Annotated in this window: 16 protein-coding genes; 9 read left to right on the forward strand and 7 right to left on the reverse strand. The window is 67.0% G+C overall.

Translation table 11 applies throughout. The features are described from left to right. Positions 1-97 precede the first annotated feature (97 nt). The 3 genes from dcd to apbC all read right to left on the reverse strand — a co-directional run bounded on the left by dcd (position 98) and on the right by apbC (position 2,603). The gene (gene dcd, locus AB3X94_RS08495) at positions 98-667 is read right to left on the reverse strand and encodes a dCTP deaminase (RefSeq protein WP_176109297.1); all 570 of its coding nucleotides are present in this window, start codon (positions 665-667) and stop codon (positions 98-100) included. A 180-nt stretch (positions 668-847) separates the two neighbouring features. Then, positions 848-1,384, reverse strand: a complete 537-nt coding sequence (locus AB3X94_RS08500) for a superoxide dismutase family protein (protein WP_176109298.1) — start codon at positions 1,382-1,384, stop codon at positions 848-850. A 130-nt stretch (positions 1,385-1,514) separates the two neighbouring features. After that, on the reverse strand, positions 1,515-2,603 hold the full coding sequence (gene apbC, locus AB3X94_RS08505; RefSeq protein ID WP_368611275.1) for an iron-sulfur cluster carrier protein ApbC: 1,089 nt from the start codon (positions 2,601-2,603) through the stop codon (positions 1,515-1,517). Between the two features lie 341 nt (positions 2,604-2,944). Here apbC and AB3X94_RS08510 point away from each other — a divergent pair, with 341 nt between their 5' ends. Next, the gene (locus tag AB3X94_RS08510; RefSeq protein ID WP_176109300.1) at positions 2,945-3,598 is read left to right on the forward strand and encodes an OmpA family protein; all 654 of its coding nucleotides are present in this window, start codon (positions 2,945-2,947) and stop codon (positions 3,596-3,598) included. Positions 3,599-3,996: 398 nt separating this feature from the next. Next, positions 3,997-6,132: a methionine--tRNA ligase gene (gene metG, locus AB3X94_RS08515; protein ID WP_176109301.1), complete on the forward strand. Its 2,136-nt coding sequence runs from the start codon at positions 3,997-3,999 to the stop codon at positions 6,130-6,132. A 98-nt stretch (positions 6,133-6,230) separates the two neighbouring features. On the opposite strand, the gene AB3X94_RS08520 is transcribed toward metG, so the two are convergent. Both AB3X94_RS08520 and AB3X94_RS08525 read right to left on the reverse strand, forming a co-directional pair. Beyond that, the gene (locus tag AB3X94_RS08520) at positions 6,231-10,571 is read right to left on the reverse strand and encodes a translocation/assembly module TamB domain-containing protein (RefSeq protein ID WP_368611276.1); all 4,341 of its coding nucleotides are present in this window, start codon (positions 10,569-10,571) and stop codon (positions 6,231-6,233) included. Between the two features lie 44 nt (positions 10,572-10,615). Beyond that, positions 10,616-12,463 (reverse strand): autotransporter assembly complex family protein, encoded by a 1,848-nt coding sequence (locus AB3X94_RS08525; protein WP_176109303.1) that lies wholly within the window; start codon positions 12,461-12,463, stop codon positions 10,616-10,618. A gap of 267 nt (positions 12,464-12,730) precedes the next feature. Here AB3X94_RS08525 and AB3X94_RS08530 point away from each other — a divergent pair, with 267 nt between their 5' ends. From AB3X94_RS08530 to panD, 4 genes are all read left to right on the forward strand, one after another. Then, the gene (locus AB3X94_RS08530) at positions 12,731-12,916 is read left to right on the forward strand and encodes a DUF3460 family protein (RefSeq protein ID WP_013088716.1); all 186 of its coding nucleotides are present in this window, start codon (positions 12,731-12,733) and stop codon (positions 12,914-12,916) included. Positions 12,917-12,936: 20 nt separating this feature from the next. Then, positions 12,937-13,872 carry a ScpA family protein gene (locus AB3X94_RS08535; RefSeq protein ID WP_217910760.1) on the forward strand — a complete coding sequence of 312 codons (936 nt, stop codon included), beginning with the start codon at positions 12,937-12,939 and terminating at the stop codon, positions 13,870-13,872. 282 nt (positions 13,873-14,154) lie between these two features. Continuing rightward, a complete protein-coding gene (gene panC, locus AB3X94_RS08540; protein ID WP_013088714.1) occupies positions 14,155-14,988 on the forward strand; it encodes a pantoate--beta-alanine ligase in 834 nt (277 codons plus the stop codon). Positions 14,989-15,048: 60 nt separating this feature from the next. Further along, on the forward strand, positions 15,049-15,435 hold the full coding sequence (gene panD, locus AB3X94_RS08545; RefSeq protein WP_018431692.1) for an aspartate 1-decarboxylase: 387 nt from the start codon (positions 15,049-15,051) through the stop codon (positions 15,433-15,435). Positions 15,436-15,482: 47 nt separating this feature from the next. Here panD and AB3X94_RS08550 read toward each other — a convergent pair whose 3' ends face one another. Continuing rightward, the gene (locus AB3X94_RS08550) at positions 15,483-16,121 is read right to left on the reverse strand and encodes a ParA family protein (protein WP_176367012.1); all 639 of its coding nucleotides are present in this window, start codon (positions 16,119-16,121) and stop codon (positions 15,483-15,485) included. A 245-nt stretch (positions 16,122-16,366) separates the two neighbouring features. On the opposite strand from AB3X94_RS08550, the gene AB3X94_RS08555 reads away from it, so the two are divergent. Next, positions 16,367-16,786, forward strand: coding sequence for a PaaI family thioesterase (locus tag AB3X94_RS08555; protein ID WP_176121155.1), 420 nt, complete (start codon positions 16,367-16,369; stop codon positions 16,784-16,786). Positions 16,787-16,843: 57 nt separating this feature from the next. Here the strand turns inward: AB3X94_RS08555 and AB3X94_RS08560 are convergent, their stop codons facing one another. Then, positions 16,844-18,370, reverse strand: coding sequence for a cobyric acid synthase (locus tag AB3X94_RS08560; protein WP_368611277.1), 1,527 nt, complete (start codon positions 18,368-18,370; stop codon positions 16,844-16,846). Positions 18,371-18,459: 89 nt separating this feature from the next. Here AB3X94_RS08560 and cobU point away from each other — a divergent pair, with 89 nt between their 5' ends. Together cobU and cbiB are read left to right on the forward strand one after the other, a co-directional pair. Then, a complete protein-coding gene (gene cobU / locus AB3X94_RS08565) occupies positions 18,460-19,014 on the forward strand; it encodes a bifunctional adenosylcobinamide kinase/adenosylcobinamide-phosphate guanylyltransferase (protein WP_176109306.1) in 555 nt (184 codons plus the stop codon). Then, complete coding sequence (gene cbiB, locus AB3X94_RS08570; RefSeq protein WP_176109307.1) at positions 19,014-19,955, forward strand: adenosylcobinamide-phosphate synthase CbiB; 942 nt, start codon at positions 19,014-19,016, stop codon at positions 19,953-19,955. Before cobU ends, cbiB begins: the two co-directional genes overlap by 1 nt. Positions 19,956-19,976: the final 21 nt, after the last annotated feature.

Genomic DNA, 19,976 nt, shown 5'->3' on the forward strand with positions numbered 1-19,976 from the left:
TCTTCATGGGCGATTCTCCAAAAAGAAAACGACCGCTGCGTTACGTAGAAAGCGCAGCGGTCACCCGAATAACTGGTGGGTTCAGACGCTGCCGACGTCAGGTCTTCGGCAACGTGACGCCGTGCTGACCTTGATACTTGCCGCCGCGATCCGCGTACGACGTTTCACAAATCTCGTCGCTTTCGAAAAACAGCACCTGGGCGACGCCTTCGTTCGCGTAGATTTTCGCAGGCAAAGGTGTCGTATTCGAGAACTCGAGCGTGACGTGCCCTTCCCATTCCGGCTCGAACGGCGTCACGTTGACGATGATCCCGCAGCGCGCATACGTCGATTTGCCGAGGCACACGGTCAGCACGCTGCGCGGAATGCGGAAGTACTCGACCGTGCGCGCGAGCGCGAACGAGTTCGGCGGGATGATGCAGACGTCGCCCTTGAAATCGACGAAAGATTTCTCGTCGAAGTTCTTCGGATCGACGATCGTCGAGTTGATGTTGGTGAAGATCTTGAATTCGTCGGCGCAGCGAATGTCGTAGCCGTAGCTCGAGGTGCCGTAGCTGACAATCTTCCGGCCGTCTTTGGAGACGCGAACCTGATCGGGCGCAAACGGCTCGATCATCTTGTGCGACTCGGCCATGCGCCGGATCCACTTGTCAGATTTGATGGTCATAGGTGAACGCTGCTCGACGTGAGTGTCAGGTGTGACGAAAAGATAGATGAAAACCGCCGGCGGCGCTGCGGCGCTCAGCCGGCGAAGGCCGCTTATTTTACGCGATCACGGAATCGCTGCCGCCGATGGCGTCATGTGCGCCACCGAGCGGTGGCCTGGCGGCGAAAGCGCGCTCGCCGTTCACTGCTGGCGAATCACGCCGCAGGCGATGGCCGTGCCAGCGCCATGCTGAGGGTACGCGTAGGGATCGGTCGCGTCGCGGTGCAGCAAAACCGCGCGCTGCAGCACCGAGCGGATGCCGTCGAGCGACACGTCCGGCGCGACGATGAAGCCGGTGGCCACGCCGTTCGCGTCCGCGTGGATGTTGCCGAGGTCGCCCTCGACGCGCGCGCCAGCCTTGAGCCGTTCGGCCGCCGGTGAAAATACCGGACCGGCGCTGGAGCCGTCGGCGGCGTTGCAGTCGCCGCGCTCGTGCACCTGCAGCGCGTGGTCGCTATTGGGCGGCAAGCCGGTGAGATTGTAGGTGACCTGGACGCCGTCCGAGCGCTCGATAAAGGTCACGAGGCCGTGGGCCTGATTGCCCACGGTGGGCAGCAATTGCGCGTCGGCGCGCTTTTCCTGTGGTCTCAGGAAGACGCCACAGCCGCTCAACAGCACACAGCCGGCAGTCAGAACGATGAACGCATGTACCGCGTGCCCGTCGATTCGTTTTCCCATGCGATCCTCTTGTCGGCCTGGCGGCCGCCCCTGCGGCCGCCGAGCCGAACTCGTGAAGTCGACATGATACCGCGAGAGCTCGTGAAAATAGGGATCGAGATCGCCCCTAATCCCTTGCCCGAACGGCCGCTCAGGTGTTCTGCACGACGATGTTCGGAAACTTCGAGCTCATGTCGCGCGCGCGTTCGGCGATATGCACCGCGACCTTGCGCGCGATCGAGCGATAGATCTCCGCGATGCGCCCGTTCGGGTCCGCGGCGACCGTCGGATGGCCCGAGTCGGCCTGCTCGCGGATCGTGATGTCGAGCGGCAGGCTGCCGAGCACGTCGACGCCATACTCCTTGCTCATGCGCTCGGCGCCACCGGCGCCGAAGATGTGCTCCTCGTGGCCGCAGTTCGAGCAGATGTGCAGACCCATGTTCTCGACGATGCCGAGGATCGGAATGCCGACCTTTTCGAACATCTTGAGGCCTTTCTTCGCGTCGAGCAGCGCGATGTCCTGCGGCGTCGTGACGATTACGGCGCCCGTGACCGGCACGCGCTGCGCGAGCGTCAGCTGGATGTCGCCGGTGCCGGGCGGCATGTCGACGATCAGGTAGTCGAGTTCGTGCCAGTTGGTCTGGCGCAGCAGCTGTTCGAGCGCCGAGGTCGCCATCGGGCCGCGCCATACCATCGGGTTGTCCGCCTCGATCAGGAAGCCTATCGAGTTGGCCTGCACGCCGTGGCCCGTCATCGGGTTCATCGATTTGTCGTCGGGCGATTCGGGGCGGCCCTCGATGCCGAGCATGGTGGGCAGCGACGGGCCGTAGATGTCGGCGTCGAGAATGCCGACCGACGCGCCCTCGCTCGCCAGCGCGAGCGCGAGATTGACGGCGGTCGTGCTCTTGCCGACGCCGCCCTTGCCCGACGCAACCGCGACGATGTTCTTCACACCGGGCAGCAGCTTCACGCCGCGCTGCACCGTGTGCGCAGCGATCTGCTGCGAAACCTCGACGCGCACGTTCGCGACGCCGGGCACCACGCGCAGCGCGTCGGCGAACTGCTGGCGGATCGTGTCGAACTGGCTTTTCGCCGGATAGCCGAGCGTCACCTGAAGACTGACCGCGTCGCCCTCCACAACCACGCTGCGGATGCTCTTCGCGGCCGCGTACGGCGCGCCCGTGTTGGGGTCAGTGACGGCCGCGACAGCGGCGTCGACCAAAGCCCGATCGATACTCATTGATACTCCGTGGGGAAGAGGTGCGGCGTGGCGGGATGGACGAATCGCGCACGCGGCGGAATTTGCAAGAAATTGTTATGCGGCATTGCGAAAATCTTACGTGCCGGGCACCCTTCGGGGCACGCGGGATGCCGTAGGGTCGCACCGCTGCGTGTTTCAGGCATTATTGTAGTGTCTGACGGCAGACGGTGCCCGAAGACCCTGCTTCGGTGTAGGACCGCGCGAAGCAAGGCGCAGGAATCGTTCCCGAACCCTTCTGAGTGGTCGCTGCATTGCCGTAATGTTCACTGCATAGACTGACCGCTACCCGCTGGTTTATTCGCACTCGAAAGGAAACCAAAATGAATGCAAGAATCATGACTCGCGTGGCCGTATTCGCCGTGGCCGGCTCACTGATTGCCGGCTGCGCGACCCAACAGGGCACCAACACAGCAGTCGGCACCGGCGTCGGCGCCGGTGCCGGCGCCGCGCTCGGCGCAATCTTCGGCGGCGGCAAGGGCGCGGCGATCGGCGCGGCCACCGGCGCGGCGGTGGGCGGCATCACCGGCTACAACTGGGACAACATCCGCAACCGCATGTCGGGCGCGACCAAGGGCACCGGCACGCAGATCACCGAGCAGCCGGACGGCTCGCTGAAGCTGAACATCCCGAGTTCGGTCACGTTCGACACCAGCAGCTACGCGATCAAGCCGACGTTCGCGCCGGTGCTCGACCAGCTCGCGCAGACGCTGCAGCAGAATCCGGAAGTCGTCGCATCGGTCGTTGGCCATACGGACAACACCGGCTCGCTGCAATACAACCAGACGCTGTCGGTCAACCGCGCGCAGAGCGTGACCGGCTATCTGACGCAACGCGGTATCGCGCCGCAGCGCCTGTCGGCCACCGGCATGGGCCCGAACCAGCCGATCGCCGACAACAACACCGAAGCCGGTCGTGCGGCGAACCGTCGCGTCGAGATCTACCTGCGGGCCACCGCCCAGCACGCAACGCAATAAGGGCAAGTCAAAAGGAGAAAGCGCCGCCGGGCCGGCCGGGTGTTGCGGCCACACGAGCCCGGCTGGCCGGCGGAACGAGCCGCCCGACCGGTTTGCCGGCAAATCGAAAAAAATTTCGAACTCTACGGAAAATCCGCGGTCTCTCTTTACGGTACGTGACTGGCGAAGCCATCACGTCACCATTCTCCTCTTGTCGTTGTTGCTCCGGGGTTTATCGACCCCGGTTTTTTTTGCCCGCGCGGTTTTGCATTTCGCTCGCGGGCGTCGCCCCGGTTGTCCCTCACCACGGCGCCGATCCCCTTCCGCTCCGCTCGTCCAGCCCGCCGCGTCCCAGCCCGCGTGCGGCGTGCGCCCTGCTAAAATCATCGTTTCGTCCCACCGCAGGCACCCCGATCCTTATGTCAGCACCCGCCACCGACCTCCCCGCAGGCGCGCCGTCCGGCCGCCGTCAGATTCTCGTCACGTCGGCCCTTCCGTATGCGAACGGGCAGATTCATATCGGCCATCTGGTCGAATATATCCAGACGGACATCTGGGTCCGGGCGCTGCGAATGCACGGCCACGAGGTCTACTACGTCGGCGCCGACGACACGCACGGCACGCCGGTCATGCTGCGCGCGGAAAAAGAAGGACTGACGCCGAAACAGCTGATCGATCGCGTGTGGCTGGAGCACAAGCGCGACTTCGACAGCTTCGGCATTTCGTTCGACAACTATTACTCGACCGATTCCGACGAAAACCGCGTGCTCAGCGAAAACGTCTACCTCGCGCTGAAGGAAGCGGGGCTGATCGACGCGCGCGAGATCGAACAGGCGTACGACCCGGTCAAGGAAATGTTCCTGCCGGACCGGTTCATCAAGGGCGAGTGCCCGAAATGCGGCGCCAAAGACCAATACGGCGACAGCTGCGAAGTCTGCGGCTCGACCTACCAGCCCACCGAGCTCGTCAATCCGTACTCGGTCGTCTCGGGCGCGACGCCGATCCGCAAGACCTCGACGCACTACTTCTTCCGCCTGTCCGATCCGCGCTGCGAGAACTTCCTGCGCGCATGGGTCGGCGGCCTTGCGCAGCCGGAAGCCACCAACAAGATGCGTGAATGGCTCGGCGAGGCCGGCGAAGCCAAGCTCGCCGACTGGGACATCTCGCGCGACGCGCCGTACTTCGGCTTCGAGATTCCGGGCGCACCCGGCAAATATTTCTACGTGTGGCTGGACGCACCGGTCGGTTACTACGCGAGCTTCAAGAACCTCGCCGAAAAGCGCGGCCTCGATTTCGACGCGTGGGTCCGCCAGGGCTCGACGGCCGAGCAGTACCACTTCATCGGCAAGGACATCCTGTATTTCCACACGCTGTTCTGGCCCGCGATGCTCGAATTCTCGGGCCATCGCACGCCGACCAACGTGTTCGCGCACGGCTTTCTGACCGTCGACGGCGCGAAGATGTCCAAGTCGCGCGGCACCTTCATCACCGCGCAAAGCGTGATCGACACCGGCCTGAATCCGGAATGGCTGCGCTACTATTTCGCGGCCAAGCTGAACAGCACGATGGAAGACCTCGACCTGAATCTGGACGACTTCCAGGCGCGCGTGAACAGCGATCTGGTCGGCAAGTACGTGAACATCGCGAGCCGCGCGGCCGGCTTCCTGATCAAGCGTTTCGACGGCCGCGTGCAGGACAGCGCGATGCACCATCCGCTGCTCGGCACGCTGCGCGCGGCGCTGCCGCAGATCGCCGCGCACTACGAGGCACGCGAGTACAGCCGCGCCCTGCGTCAAACCATGGAGCTCGCCGACGCGGTCAACGCGTACGTCGATACCGCGAAGCCGTGGGATCAGGCGAAAGACCCGGCCAACGCGGTCGCGCTGCACGAGACCTGCAGCGTCAGCATCGAGGCGTTCCGCCTGCTGTCGCTCGCGCTGAAGCCGGTGCTGCCGAAGCTGGCCGAAGCGGTCGAGGCGTTCCTCGGCATCGAGCCGCTCGTGTGGGCCGACGCCACCGTGCCGCTCAGCTCGGCGCGCCCGATCAACGCGTACAAGCATCTGATGACGCGCGTCGATCCGAAGCAGATCGAGGCGCTGCTCGCGGCCAATCGCGAGTCGCTGCAGGCCACGCCGGAAGCGGCGGCGGCCGACGCGAAGGCGAAGGCGAAGGCCCACGCCAAGGCCGCCGCCGCCGCGAAGGAAGAAGAGTCCGGCATCATCTCGATCGACGACTTCGCGAAAGTCGATCTGCGCATCGCGAAGATCGTCGACTGCAAGGCGGTGGAAGGCTCGGACAAGCTGCTGCAACTGACGCTCGACGTCGGCGAAGAGAATACCCGCAACGTGTTCTCGGGCATCAAGTCCGCGTATCAGCCGGAGCAGCTGATCGGCAAGCTGACCGTAATGGTCGCGAACCTCGCGCCGCGCAAGATGAAGTTCGGCATGTCCGAAGGCATGGTGCTGGCGGCCTCGGCCGCGGACGAGAAGGCCGAACCGGGCCTCTACGTGCTCGAGCCGCATAGCGGCGCGAAGCCCGGCATGCGCGTGAAGTAACGCGCGGCGCTTTCGGGCGCCCCGACCCACCTCGCAGCACGCAGATTTGACGAGAACGGCACGCTTCCAGGCGTGCCGTTTTTTTTAGGCTGCCCTCATCACCACGCGATCCGATCGAAGCGCCGCGTGTAGAGTACGTCGGCGCCATAGAACGTGCCGCCGTAGACGACCAGCGACCAGTACCGCGTCAGATTGATCGTCGCCTTGATCGCATTGCTGGCCGACTGCAGCCCCTGCTCGTAGCCGATCACGAGCCACTCGTTGATCGCCTTCGACACCATCACGACTTGCGGATCGGTCAGACCGACATCGCTGCGGCCGATCGAAAACTCGTCGAGCCCGACGGTCTGCGCGATCCGCGCGCCCGTCGCACTGCCGAGCAGCGCGAGCGCGGTCGTCATCGTGCTCTGCTGGCCGAGGTTGTTGCCCTGGTCGGTGCCGTGGCCGAACAGCAGCCACGACAGCTTTTCGTTGTCCGGCACGCTCGGTTCCGACACGAGCCGCGCGACCGGCGCCTGCAGCGTGCCGGTAACCTGCACGCCGGCCTCGACCTGCTGGTTGCGGCGCATCGCGAGGATATTGATGCCCGGATTCGTGACCGGACCGTTGAACGTGAAGAAGCCGTTCTCGATCGTGAGCTTGCGGCCGAATGCGGTGTAGGTCGAACCCGGCGTGACGCGCACGTTGCCGACCGCGCGCAGCGGCGTATTCGGCGCGCTCGTCGCGGTGATCGTACCGGCGAGGCCGAGATCGGCGCCCTTGCCGCGGAAGCGGAAGTCGTTGCCGAGGCCGATCTCGATGTTCGCGCGTGGCGCGAACGGGCTCGCCGGTTGCTGGCCGCCTTCGGTCGGACGCGGCCGGCCGCCCGAGCGCGTGCCGTCCGGGCGGATGATCACGACGTCGTCGCCGAGGCTCGGCGCGGCCTGCTCGGGCAAATCGAACAGCGCGCGGTCGACCACGAACTTGCCGTCGATCACAGGGCCGCGCTCCACGCCGCCGTTCGAGATGTTCGCGCTGCCCGACAGCGACAGATGGCGGTCCGGCGACGCGAACACATCGAGCTTGTCCGCGACGATGCTCGCGGTCATGTCGGGCTCCGCGCTGTCGAGGCGCACGCGGCCGGTCGCGCGCAGCGTGCCGCTCGCGCCGTGGAACTCGACCTGCTGGAAGTCCACCGTGTTCTGCGACAGCGCGATGCGCACGACGCCGTCCTTCAGTTGCACGCCCTGGCTCACCACCGTCGCGGACAGACCGTCGCCGGTCAGCGAGCCGGTCACGTTCGGCTTCGCGACCGTGCCGCCGAGCGCGAGTTGCAGCGCGAGACGGCCGTCGAGCAGGTAGCTCGGGCCGAGCAGGCCGCCCGTCGTGCGCAGCGACGGCACGTTCGCGTTGACGTTGCCCGACAGCGCGCTCTGCGGATCGACGGTCAACATGCCGTCGCGCAGCACGAGCGGCGTGTGCGCGTCGGCATCGATCACGCCGATGCGGCTCGCCTGCGCATGCACCGTCGCGTTGAGCCGGTCGCCGCCAGTGAATTCGGCGCGCGCGCGAATCGCGCCAATGCCCATCGACGCGAGCCCGCGGCCGATTTCGACCGTCACGTCGCCGCTGCGCCGGCGCAGCTCGATGTGGCCGCTGGCCGTCGCGCCGAGCGAGAAGTCCCAGTCGCCGTCGAACACGAGGTCGGTGCGCACGGCGGGCGGCTCGCCGGTGATCTGGCGACGCAGCTCCTGCAAGTGCGCGAGCGACACATCGGTCAGGCTGCCAGTCGACTGGATGCGGCCGTGATCGAACGCGAACGACTTCAGGGCCAGCACCGAGCCTTCAATCGTCAGGCGCGTCGCGCCGAGCGTCAGGTGGCCCGGCCCGGCACTGACCGCGAGCGGTGATTCGAGATTGAGCGCCGGCGTACCGCGATTCTGCAGACGCGTGACGGTGCCGTCCCAGCGCGAGCCGTCGCGCGTGTCGGTCAGCTTGCCGTTGGCGGCGAGCGTCAGGTCAAGCGGACGGTCCTGCAGCTTGCCGGTCGCGGCGGCTTCGAGCGTGTGATTCGCGCGCGTGCCGGACAGGCGGGCGGTCAGCGTGGCGAGGTCCACGCCGCCCGCGCTCACATTGCGCGCGTCGGTCGTGAACGCGAGCGCGCCGTTCGCGCCGTCGCGCAACTCGGCATGGCCTTGTGCGTGGCCGACGCGGTTGCTCGCGAATACGACGCTGTCGGCCTTGTAATTCAGCGTCACGTTCGGATGCGCGAACGAGCCGGTCACGTCGCCGTCAGCGGCGACCGCACCCGCGAGGCCGAAGCCGAGCCGATCGAGCTGCGGCGCGTCGATGGCGAAGCGCAGCCGGTCGCCGGCCGCGCCGAAGCTGCCTTGCAGATTGACCTGATTGCCCGCTACGGAAAGATTCGCGCGGCTCGGCAGGATTCGCGAGCCGGCCAACTGGATCATGCCGCCGCCCGTCAGCGGCAGATCGTTGTAGACGCTCGGGCCGAGCGTGAATTCGGCGCGCGTCGTGAAGACCGGCGCGAGCACACCGGCCGCGGTGATCGTGGCGGTTACGCGCGCCTCGATCCTGCGCGCGGGTGTGGCCGGGCGCGGGGCCGCGCGCCCGGCTGCGCGATGCGCGGGCGCGGGCGTCCTGCGCTCGAGCACTTCGGTCTGCACCGCGGCCTGCGCGGTGTTCTTCGCGATGGCCGCGGCCTGATCACCGGGCGCCGCGCTCTTCGCGCCAGCGGTGCTGCCCGCGAGCGCCGCGGCCTGCGCTTGCCGCTCGCTCCGCGCGCCGCTCGCGGCGGGCGCGCCGGAACCCGTGACGGGCGTGCGCGCCGGCATCTGCGAGGTCAGCGACAGCGGATCGAAATCGGTCAGTTGCGCCTTCAGGTTGTAGGTCGAGTTCGCATCGTGCTTCAGCGCGCCCGATAGATCGATGCGGCCGCGGCCCGACGTGACGCGCACGTCGTTGAAGCTGATGCGTGCGGGGTCGAAGGTGATCTTGCCCTGCGCGCGCAGCGCGGCGGCGGGGTCGGCGAGATCGAGCGTCAGACTCTGGATGTCGTCGTTCAGGCGGATGCCGATCGGGCCGGACAGTTGCGTCGGCCGCACGGTCGCCTGCAGCGCGTTCAGGTCTAGCCGCGCGACGTTCAGATCGAGCTGGCCGTGCCGGCCGCTCAGCGTGCCGCCGCCGGTGAGCGTCGCGTTGCGCACGAGCCGCACGTTCAGATTGGCGATGCTCTGCGTGTGGGCGTCGAGCCGCACGTCGGCGTTCGCGTCGATCAGCGGCAGCAGTTTCTGGTCGATTGCGCCGGGTTTCGCGTTGACGATCGAGATATGGCCGGCGACGGCGAAACCCGCCGCCGGTTCGACCGGCGCGTGATGGCCGCCGAACACGTGGTGCGGATGGCTGGCGGCCGACGGTTCGGCCGCGCTGGCCGCGCTCGCTGCGTTGGCTGTGCTGGCCGCGCCGGACTCCACCGGCTGCAACTCCGCGCGCACCGCCAGATCGGCCAACGGCGCACCGGGCGCGAAGGCCTGCGGATTCACATGATCGAAGCTCAGCGTCGCGCGCTGCAACGGCACCGCGGCAAACGGCGCCGCTTCGACCCGCGCGTGGCCGGCGAGCTTGATGCCGCTCGCATCGAGCTCGGCGACCAGTTGCTCGAGCGTGCCGCTCAGGTGACCTGCGACCTGCACCGCTTCATCGCGGACCTTGCCCGAATAACCGACTTCGCCGCTGAGCGGGAACGGTTGCACGCCATCGAGTTTCGCCGCTGCCGTCAGCGCCCCGAACGGCGTCTCGAGCCGGTCGATCGCGGCCTCGTGATGACGCCCGTCGCTGCGTCCATGAAACGCGAAGCTCGACAGCTCCGTCGTCGACGCGCCCTGGTGCAGCAGCAGCCGCTCGACCCGCACGTCGCGGATCTCCAGCTGCATCGGCAATTGCAGATCTTGCGGCAGTTTCATCGGCTCGTTGCTGCTCGGCGACGACGGGCCCACGCGCGCCTCGATCGTGCCGACGTGCAGGTAATCGATGGTGAACCGCCACGGCTCGCGCGCGAGCGCCCAACTGCCCGCGACGCGGTCGATCTGGATGTCGGTGCCGTTGCCGTCGAGGCTGCGCCAGCGCACGTCGCGCAGTTGCACGCCCTGCGCGAGCGTGCCGCCGTCGAGCGTGCCGGCGAGCCGGCCGCCCAGCAGCTTCACGGCCGCGTGCCACGCATACGCGGTACCGCGTTCGGTCGTCAGCGCGCCGTACAACAGGCCGACCGCGAGTACGGCGAGCAGCACCAGCATGATCACCGTGCCCGCGATCGTCTTCAGCAGCAGCCGGCCCCAGCGCCGCTTCGGCGGCGGCGTATCGGGCGGCTGCTGCCCGTCCGGCGGTCCTGGCGGCGTGGCGCCGGGCGGCTGCGCGTTGGGCGAGTCGGTGACGTCGGTGGTCATGCGTGAATACGATGGCAAATAAGGTGGCGGGTTGTCGTCAAACGTCAGAACGCGATGCCGAGCGTGATATACGGCCGCACCCGGTTGTCGCGGATCCCGTAAGCGACATCGAGATTGACCGGGCCGACCGGGCTGCGCCAGCGCGCGCCGACGCCGGCGCCCGGATAGAAAATTTTCTCGCCCCAGGTGTCGGTGGCGGTGCCGATGTCGAAGAACACGGCCCCGCCCCAGTTGCGCGAGAACCAGTGCTGGTATTCGGCCGCGCTCGTCACCAGGTATTTGGTCGGCAGGACCGAGCCGGCGACGTTGTTACCGATGCTCTGGAAGCCGTAGCCGCGCACCGAGTTCGAACCGCCCGCGCGGAACAGCAGCGACGCCGGAATGCCGCTCGAGCTGCCGCTCGTGAAGACGCCGCCGAGTTCGGCGCGGATCAGCACGATGTCGTTGTCGCCAATCGGGAAATACTGCTGGCCGCGCGCGTAGCCGCGGATGAACGACTGGTCGGCGAGCACTCCCTTGACCGCGAAGCCCGCCTCGACGTGGATCAGGTTGCCACGGCGCGGGAACAGCGGGTCATCGGTGTCGCGCCGCGTCCACGACCACCCCGGCACCAGCGCGTGCGCGCGAGTCGGCGGCGCGGCGTTCTGGTCGAGCTTATCGTCGTAGAACAGCAGCGAATAGCTGTAGTCGAGAAACTGCGACGTGCGCGAGCGCTGCACGCCGCCGCGGATGCTGTAGATGCGCGTGTCGGAGACGTCGGTGGTCGTGTACGACGCGAGCACGCTATTGGTCCAGCCGTGCAGGCCCGGCGGCATCGATAGCTGGACCTGGCCGTACTGCTGCGTCTGGTCGGCGCGGCCCTCGACGGTGAACGGCCACGCCGCGCCGAACGTGTTCAGATACGTGTAGCCGCCCTGCACGAGCGGACCGTTGTCGGTCGAATAGCCTACGCCGCCGCGGAAGCTGTGATACGGAAACTCCGACACCTTCACGTGCACCGGCGTGTCGAGCGGCTTGCTGGGGTCGTTGTCGAGGTCGATCGCCACGCTCGCGAAGTACGGGGTGTTCTGCAGTTGCCGCTGCAGCTCGGCGACGGTGCGCGTGTCGTAGATGTCGCCCGGCGAGATCGGATTGACGTTATGGACGATGCGTTCCGGATAGCGCCTGGTGCCCTGCACGTCGAGCTGGCCCATCGTGAAGGTCGGCCCGCTGTCGTAGATCACCGACAGCTTCGCGGTGTGCGTGCGCGGATCGATCAGCGCCTCGGAGTGGTAGATCTTCGCGGCGAGGTAGCGGCGCGATTGCAGCTCGCGCAGCGACGCGTTCTTCGCGTCGTCCCAGTCGCCCTGCGAGAACGGTTGGCCCTCGTGCAGCGAGAACGCGAAGCGCGTTGCGTTTTCGCGCGACGGGTCTTCGGTCAGCACCGCGCCGCGAAACGACAGATCGACCGACGTGACTTTGGTCTGTGGGCCCGGCTCGACGCGCACGGTGACCTGACGCATGTTGTCGACTGTGCGCACGTCGGTGCTGACGAGCGGGGAGAAATAGCCCTGCGTCGCGGCGAGATCGCGCACCTGCTGCGGCGTCGCGGTGATCAGGAACGAGAACTGGTCGTCGGTGACGTCGGGGCGCTTCGCGAAACGCGAGATATCGAGGTTTTGTTCGAGCAGCCGGCGCAGCGCGCGCGGCTCGGCGACCACCTCGACCTTGTAGCTCGGCGCCTTGCTCGCCGCGCAGGCCTCGCCCCCGGCGAGCAGCATCATCAGGAGGCCGAAGGCGAGCGACACGCGCAGCCAGCACCGCGCGAGCGACTCGCGCTCACGCGCGCGCCCTCGCGTCTGACCGGTTGCGCCGCGCCACACACGCGGCTTGTCGATCGTACCTCCCGCCAAACAGGACCTCCGGCCTCAATGAGTGAATTCTCGTGTCCCGGCCGCGCTGCGCGATCGAGGCATGCTATTTGACCACAATGCGACCCCAATCGGCCCCTATCGTGCCCCAGGCGGCGCCCCGCGCTTCACCTCGAAAATAGACGGCTTGCGGCGATTTTCGACCGCGCGCGGCGCATGCGGTAAAATCGCTGACGACGGCGCCCCCTCGCGGCACCGCGCAGCGGCCAGCCCGAGAGCCGCCACCTTACCCACCACGGACGTCGAGCCATGTATCAATCGGACATCACCCAGTTCCTGAACCAGCTCAAGCAACAGAAGCCCAATCTGGAGGCCGAGCAACGCAAAGGCCGCGCACTGCTGTGGGACAAACAGCCGATCGATCTGGAAGAGCGCGCCGAGCAGAAAGCTTCGCGCGTGCAGCAGACGCCCTACTCGTACTACCAGAACTTCTAAGCGCTCCGGTCACGCCGACGATGAGTCACGCTGACGAGGTGCATGGTCCGCTTCACGGCCCGCTTCAAGGCCCAGTTCACGGCCCGATACACGGCCCGGTTCGCGGCCCAGCGCCGGCACCGTCCGACACCGCGCTTGCCACGCCTGCTACCGATTCGACGCCCGACACGGTTGACGGCGTCGCTTTCGCGCGTCTGTACGGCGAGCCCCTGTTCAAGCTGCCGAACGACCTGTACATCCCGCCGGACGCGCTCGAGGTGTTCCTCGAGACCTTCGAGGGGCCGCTCGACCTGTTGCTGTACCTGATCCGCAAGCAGAACTTCAACGTGCTCGACATCCCGATGGCGGATGTCACCGAGCAATATCTCGGCTACGTCGAGCAACTGCGCAAGACCAATCTCGAACTCGCGTCCGAGTATCTGCTGATGGCCGCGATGCTGATCGAGATCAAGTCGCGCATGCTGCTGCCGGTCAAGAAGGCCGACACCGGCGAGGAAGCCGAAGACCCACGCGCCGAACTCGTGCGCCGCCTGCTCGAATACGAGCAGATCAAGCTCGCCGCGCAACGCATCGACCAATTGCCGCAGCTCGGGCGCGATTTCCTGCGCGCCGAGGTCTATATCGAGCAGAGCGTCACGCCGCGTTTTCCAGACGTGAACAGCGACGACCTGCGCGCCGCGTGGGCCGACGTGATCAAGCGTGCGAAGCTGGTCCAGCATCACAAGATTTCGCGCGAGGAACTGTCGGTGCGCGAGCACATGAGCCTGATCCTGCGGCAGTTGCAGAACGCGCGCTTCATCGAGTTTTCCGATCTGTTCGACACGAGCCGCGGTGTGCCGGTGGTCGTCGTGAACTTCATCGCCGTGCTCGAGCTGTGCCGTGAATCACTCGTCGAAATCACTCAGGCGGAGCCGTTCGCGCCGATTTACGTGCGACTGGCGTATCTGCCGGCCTGAGTGCGGAAAGACAGCCGCTCAACGGTCGGATCGGGGCCGCAACCGCGGGACAATCGTTAGGAACCCTCGCAGCGAAGCCTGGCGGGCCTCAGCGGGAACCGCGCGACAAGCGCGCGGCGCGTTGCTCCGAGCAGCCGCCGCGATTCGGTGCGCACGCTGCCCAAATCCACTACAATCCGCGCTCCGAACCCGTCATTTGCCGGCGAGGCGATGACCCGCGCTATTCCGCCAGGTGTCGCGCCAACCGGATCGCGCGCCGCGCGAGCCTATCCCTGTCCGATCATGAAAGTCATCAGCTCGATCCATGAATTGCGCGACCAGTTGCGCGGCCAGAATCGCACGGCCTTTGTGCCGACGATGGGCAACCTCCACGAGGGCCATCTGTCGCTGATGCGCCTCGCGCGCCAGCACGGCGATCCGGTCGTGGCGAGCATTTTCGTCAATCGCCTGCAATTCGGCCCGAACGAGGATTTCGACAAATATCCGCGCACGCTCGAAGCCGACATCGAAAAGCTGCAGAAGGAAGGCGTCTACGTGCTGTTCGCGCCGACCGAAAAGGACATGTATCCGGAGCCGCAGGAGTATCGCGTCCATCCGCCGCACGATCTCGGCGACATCCTCGAGGGTGAATTCCGCCCCGGCTTCTTCCACGGCGTCTGTACCGTGGTGATGAAGCTGATGTCGTGCGTACAGCCGCGCGTCGCGGTGTTCGGCAAGAAGGATTATCAGCAGCTGATGATCGTGCGCCAGATGTGCCACCAATTCGCGCTGCCGACCGACATCGTCGCCGCCGAAACCGTGCGCGACACCGACGGCCTCGCGCTCAGCTCGCGCAACCGCTACCTTTCGGCCGCCGAGCGCGCCGAGGCGCCGATGCTGGCCGCCGAACTCAATCGGGTGCGCGACGCGGTGCTCGCGGGCGAGCGCGACTTCGCGAAGCTCGAGGAGTCGGCCAAAGCGACGCTCGCGGCGCGCGGCTGGAATCCCGATTACATCGCGATCCGCAAGCGCTCGAACCTGATCGCGCCCGGCGCGCAGGACGCCAACGCACCGCTCGTCGTGCTGGCCGCCGCGAAGCTCGGCGCGACCCGGCTCATCGACAACCTCGAAATCTGACGCCGCACCCGCCCGCGCAAACACAGTTACACTGCGCAGTCACACAGGATTGGATTGATCATGCAACGCAATATGCTGAAGTCGAAGATTCACCGCGTCGCGGTCACGCACTGCGAGCTCCACTACGAGGGCTCGTGCGCGATCGACGAAGACCTGCTGGAAGCGGCGAACATCGTCGAAAACGAGCGCATCGACATCTGGAACATCAACAACGGCGAGCGCTTCTCGACCTACGCAATCAAGGGTGAGCGCGGCAGCGGCATGATTTCGCTGAACGGCTCGGCCGCGCGTCGCGCGCAGCTCGGCGATCTGGTCATCATCGCGGCGTTCGCGGTGGTCGACGAGGCGGAGCTGAAGGCGGGCTGGAAGCCGGACCTCGTGTTCGTCGATGAAAACAACAAGATCAAGGGCAGCCGCGACCACGTGCCCACGCAGGCCTGGAGCTGAGCGAGGCCTCAGCTCGATGCTTCACTGATGGCGGGCAGCCCCCCGCCTCAGCCCTTCTTTCCCGCGCCGTTCGTCCACTCGACGATCGGCTGCCACTGCTCGAGATCCTTCTCCACGCGACTTTTCGCGACATCCCACAGCGTCAGGCCGTGCGCCGCGAGCTGCACGTAGTTCTGCGTGTCGCGCAGAAAGCCGAGCACCGGCAGCTTCAATCCCTCGACGAAGCGATGCAGCTGCTCGGCCGAGCGCGTGCGTGCATCGACGCGCATGCCGACCACGCCGATCTCGATCGCGCCCTTCCTGACCGCCTTTTCCTTCGCGAGCCGCTCGAGAAATTCCTGAGTCGCGAGAATATCGAACAGCGACGGCTGGAGCGGCACGATCACCTTGTCGGCGAGATCGAGCGCAATGTTCATGCGATTGCCATGCAGGCCGGCCGGCGTGTCGACGACCGCGTGCTCGAGGCCTTTCGGCGGCTTGGCCGGCGTGTCGGGATTGACCTCCCAGGTTTCGATGGTCGGCAGCGTGGAGGGCCGCAATTCGAGCCACGCATGCGCGGAGTGCTGCTTGTCGAGGTCGGCCAGCGCGACCCATTCGCCCTCCGCGGCGAAATAGCCGGCCAGATTGGTCGATAGCGTGCTCTTGCCCACGCCGCCCTTCGGATTCGCCACCACGATCACCGACATGAAATCTCCCGGAAAGAAGGCTGGACCGCTGCCAGCCGGTTTGCCGCGCTATTGCTCCGTACCCGCCGATCCGCTGTGACCGGCGCCGGCGGGCTCCATGAACGCTGCCGTTCGAAGTTCGGCTTTCAGGTACGCCCACCGGTTCAGCCGTTGATAATATCGACAAATCCCGCGCGGCCGAAACCCCCGCATCGCGAATCGGCCGCCGCAAACCGCCGTTTTTATCGACAAGGACCTGAAATCTCATGAGCAAACTGCGCCCGGAATACACCGTCGAACGCCTGCAGGAGCGCCAGAAGGGCACGCTGCCGGACCTGCTGGGCCTGCGCGTGCTGACCGTGGACCAAGGCACGCTGATCGCCGAACTGACCGTGCGCGAGGAACTGCTCGCGCCGAACGGCTTCCTGCACGCGGCCACCGTGATCGGCCTCGCCGACACCGCCTGCGGCTACGCGTGCATCGCGCATCTGCCCGAAAATTCGCGCAATTTCACGACGGTCGAGCTGAAGAGCAACTTCCTCGGCACCGCCACGCAGGGCACGATCCGCGCGGTCGCGAAGGGTGTGCACCTTGGGCGCAGCACGCAGGTCTGGGACGCGACGGTCACTGGTCCCGATGGTAAGACCATCGCACTGTTTCGTTGCACGCAGATGGTGTTGTACTAAGCGACCCGCCCGCGCAGCAATGGCTTTCGATCCGATCGAAAAGGTCGGTGCAAAGCGTCACCCCAGCGCCGCAAACAGCCCGCGCATATCGACGTGCTCGGCGAGCGTGTCGGCCAGTCGCTCCAGCGACGCCTCGCGCAACGCCGGATAGTCCACCGCTTCGGCATCGCTCAACCCCGCCCACGCGAGCAGCGCCGCGCACGCGGTGGGCGTGTCGAACAGGCCATGCACATAGGTCGCGAGAATCTGGCCGTCGGCGGACAACGCGCCATCGGGACGCCCGAAGTCCGCGCCGCCCTCGCGCGGACCAGCACGGTCGAGCCGCAGCGCCGGCGTATCCAATGCCGGTCCGCGCGTCTCGCCCATATGAATCTCGTAGCCGGCGACGTCCGGTGCGCCGGGCAGCGCGAGGCGCCCGCTCACGTTCTTCAGCGTCTTGTCGCGCGTGAGCACCGTCGCATAGTCGAGCCAACCGAAGCCCGCAAAGGTGCCGGGCGCGCCTTCGACGCCATGCGGATCGGCGATCTCGCGGCCCAGCATCTGCATGCCGCCGCAAATGCCGATCACCCGGCCGCCATAGCGCAGATGCCGCGCGAGCACGTCGCCCCAGCCCTGCGCGCGCAGAAACGCGAGGTCGTCCGGCACGTTCTTCGAGCCCGGCAGGATGATCAGATCGGCGGCCGGCGGCGGCGTACCCGCGCGCACATAGTGAAAATCGACCTGCGGATGCGCGCGCAACGCGTCGAAGTCGGTGTGGTTGCTGATGTGCGGCAGCACCGGCACGACCACGCGCAGCAGCCGGCGCGATTCCCCGCTCGCCGCCGCGCGCAGTTCGGGCGGCAGCATGTCCTCGGCGTCGAGCGTCAGGCCGTGCAGATACGGCACGACCCCGAGCACCGGCTTGCCGGTCTTCGCTTCCAGCCAGTCGAGCCCGGGCTTCAGCAAACCGATGTCGCCGCGAAAGCGGTTGATGATGAAACCGCGCACCCGCGCCTGCTCGCTGTCGGACAGACACGCGAGCGTGCCGGTCAGGTGCGCGAATACGCCGCCGCGGTCGATGTCGGCGACCAGCACGACCGGGCAATCGACCGCCTCCGCGAAACCCATGTTCGCGATGTCGCGCTCGCGCAGATTGATCTCGGCCGGACTGCCCGCGCCTTCGACGAAAATCGTGTCGTACGCCGCGCGCAGCCGCGCATACGACTCCAGCACCGCCTCGAACGCGACCGGCTTGTAGTCGTGATACGCGCGCGCGTCGAGATTGATGCGCGCCTTGCCGTGAATGATCACCTGCGCGCCGCGATCGCTGGTCGGCTTCAGCAGCACCGGGTTCAGATCGGTGTGCGCGTCGATGCCCGCGGCGAGCGCCTGCAATGCCTGTGCGCGGCCGATCTCGCCGCCGTCGACGGTGACCGCGCTGTTCAGCGCCATGTTCTGCGGCTTGAACGGCGCGACGCGCGCGCCCGCGCGCCGCGCGAGGCGGCAGAGTCCCGCGACCAGCGTGCTCTTGCCCGCGTCGGACGTGGTGCCCTGGATCATCAGCGTGCCGCGAGGCACGGGCAGGGTGTCGGGGGAAATGGGCATTCGGATCACGGCGGTGCAGGTGGAAGGTGGACAGTGGCGTTGCAATGGAATCGAGCGGCATTATCCCATCGCGCCGGTACAATCAGAGCATGACTCCCCGCGACCTCACCTTCGTCCTCGGCGGCGCCCGCTCGGGCAAGAGCGCGCATGCCGAGCGGCTCGCCAGCGACAGCGCCCTCCCCGTCACCTACATCGCCACCGCCCGCGTCACCGACGACGCCGAATTCAACGCGCGCATCGCGCATCATCGCGAGCGGCGGCCCGCGCATTGGGGGCTCGTCGAAGCGGACGACGATCTCGCGGGCGCGCTCGCGCAACACGACGCGCCGGGCCGGTGTCTGCTGATCGATTGCCTGACGCTGTGGCTCGCCAACCTGCTGTGTCCCGCCGACGGCGCCGCGCCGCCGCTGTCGCACTACTACGAGCAGGCCTCCGCGTTCGAGGCGGCGCTCGCCGGCGCGCGCGGCAAGATCATCGTCGTCAGCAACGAGATCGGGCTCGGGGTCGTGCCGCTCGGCGAAGCCACCCGTCTTTACGTCGACGAACTCGGCCGCCTCAATCAGCGCATCGCCGCACTGAGCAGCGCGGCCACGCTGATGGTCGCGGGACTGCCGCTCGCGCTGAAAAGCGCGAGCCGCGCGTAATGCCGCCGCTGACGATGCCGCTGATCGCGACGCTCGCGGTCGCGGGCGTCGCCGTCGATCGCTGGTTCGGCGAGCCAAGCAGCCGGCATCCGCTGGTCGGCTTCGGCAACTGGGCTGCGCGCATCGAGGCGCGCTTCAATCACGACCGGCGTCTGCGGCTCAAGGGGCTACTCGCGTGGGCGCTCGCGGTGCTGCCGCCGGTGCTGATCGCGTGGTGGCTGGTCGCCGTGCTGCCGTTGTTCGCGGCCTGCGCGCTGCATGTCGCGCTGCTGTGGTTCGCGCTCGGCGCGCGCAGCCTGCGCGATCACATCGCGCCGATCTCGAGGGCGCTCGGCCAGCACGATCTCGCCACCGCACGGGAGTTGACCGCGCGGATCGTGTCGCGCGACACCAGTCAGTCCGACGAAGCCGCGCTCGCGCGCGCCGCGGTCGAATCGGCGCTCGAAAACGGCAACGACGCGATCTTCGGCGCGCTGTTCTGGTTCGCGCTCGCGGGCGGGCCTGGCGCACTCGGCTTTCGCCTCGCCAATACGCTCGACGCGATGTGGGGTTATCGCACGCCGCGCTTTCTGCGCTTCGGCTGGGCCGCCGCGCGCATCGACGACGTGCTGAACTGGATTCCCGCGCGGCTGACCGCCACCAGCTACGCGCTGCTCGGCGACACGCTGACCGCATGGCGCTGCTGGCGCGAGCAGGCGCCCCGCTGGGACAGCCCGAACGCGGGACCGGTGATGGCGTCCGGCGCCGGCAGCCTGAACGTGCTGATCGGCGGCCCCGCCGTGTATCACGGCACGCTCGAGCATCGGCCGACGCTGGGCTTCGGGCATCGCGCCGAGGCGCGTCATGTGGGCGCCGCGTTGATGCTGGTCGAACGCACGGTGATTCTGTGGCTGGCCGTACTGATCGTGCTGGCCTTGTTGAGCGTGCCGTTTCATGGCTGAGCGAAACGACACGCGTAGCGA

This window comes from Paraburkholderia sp. BR10923, from assembly GCF_040948765.1.
Lineage (GTDB): Bacteria > Pseudomonadota > Gammaproteobacteria > Burkholderiales > Burkholderiaceae > Paraburkholderia > Paraburkholderia youngii.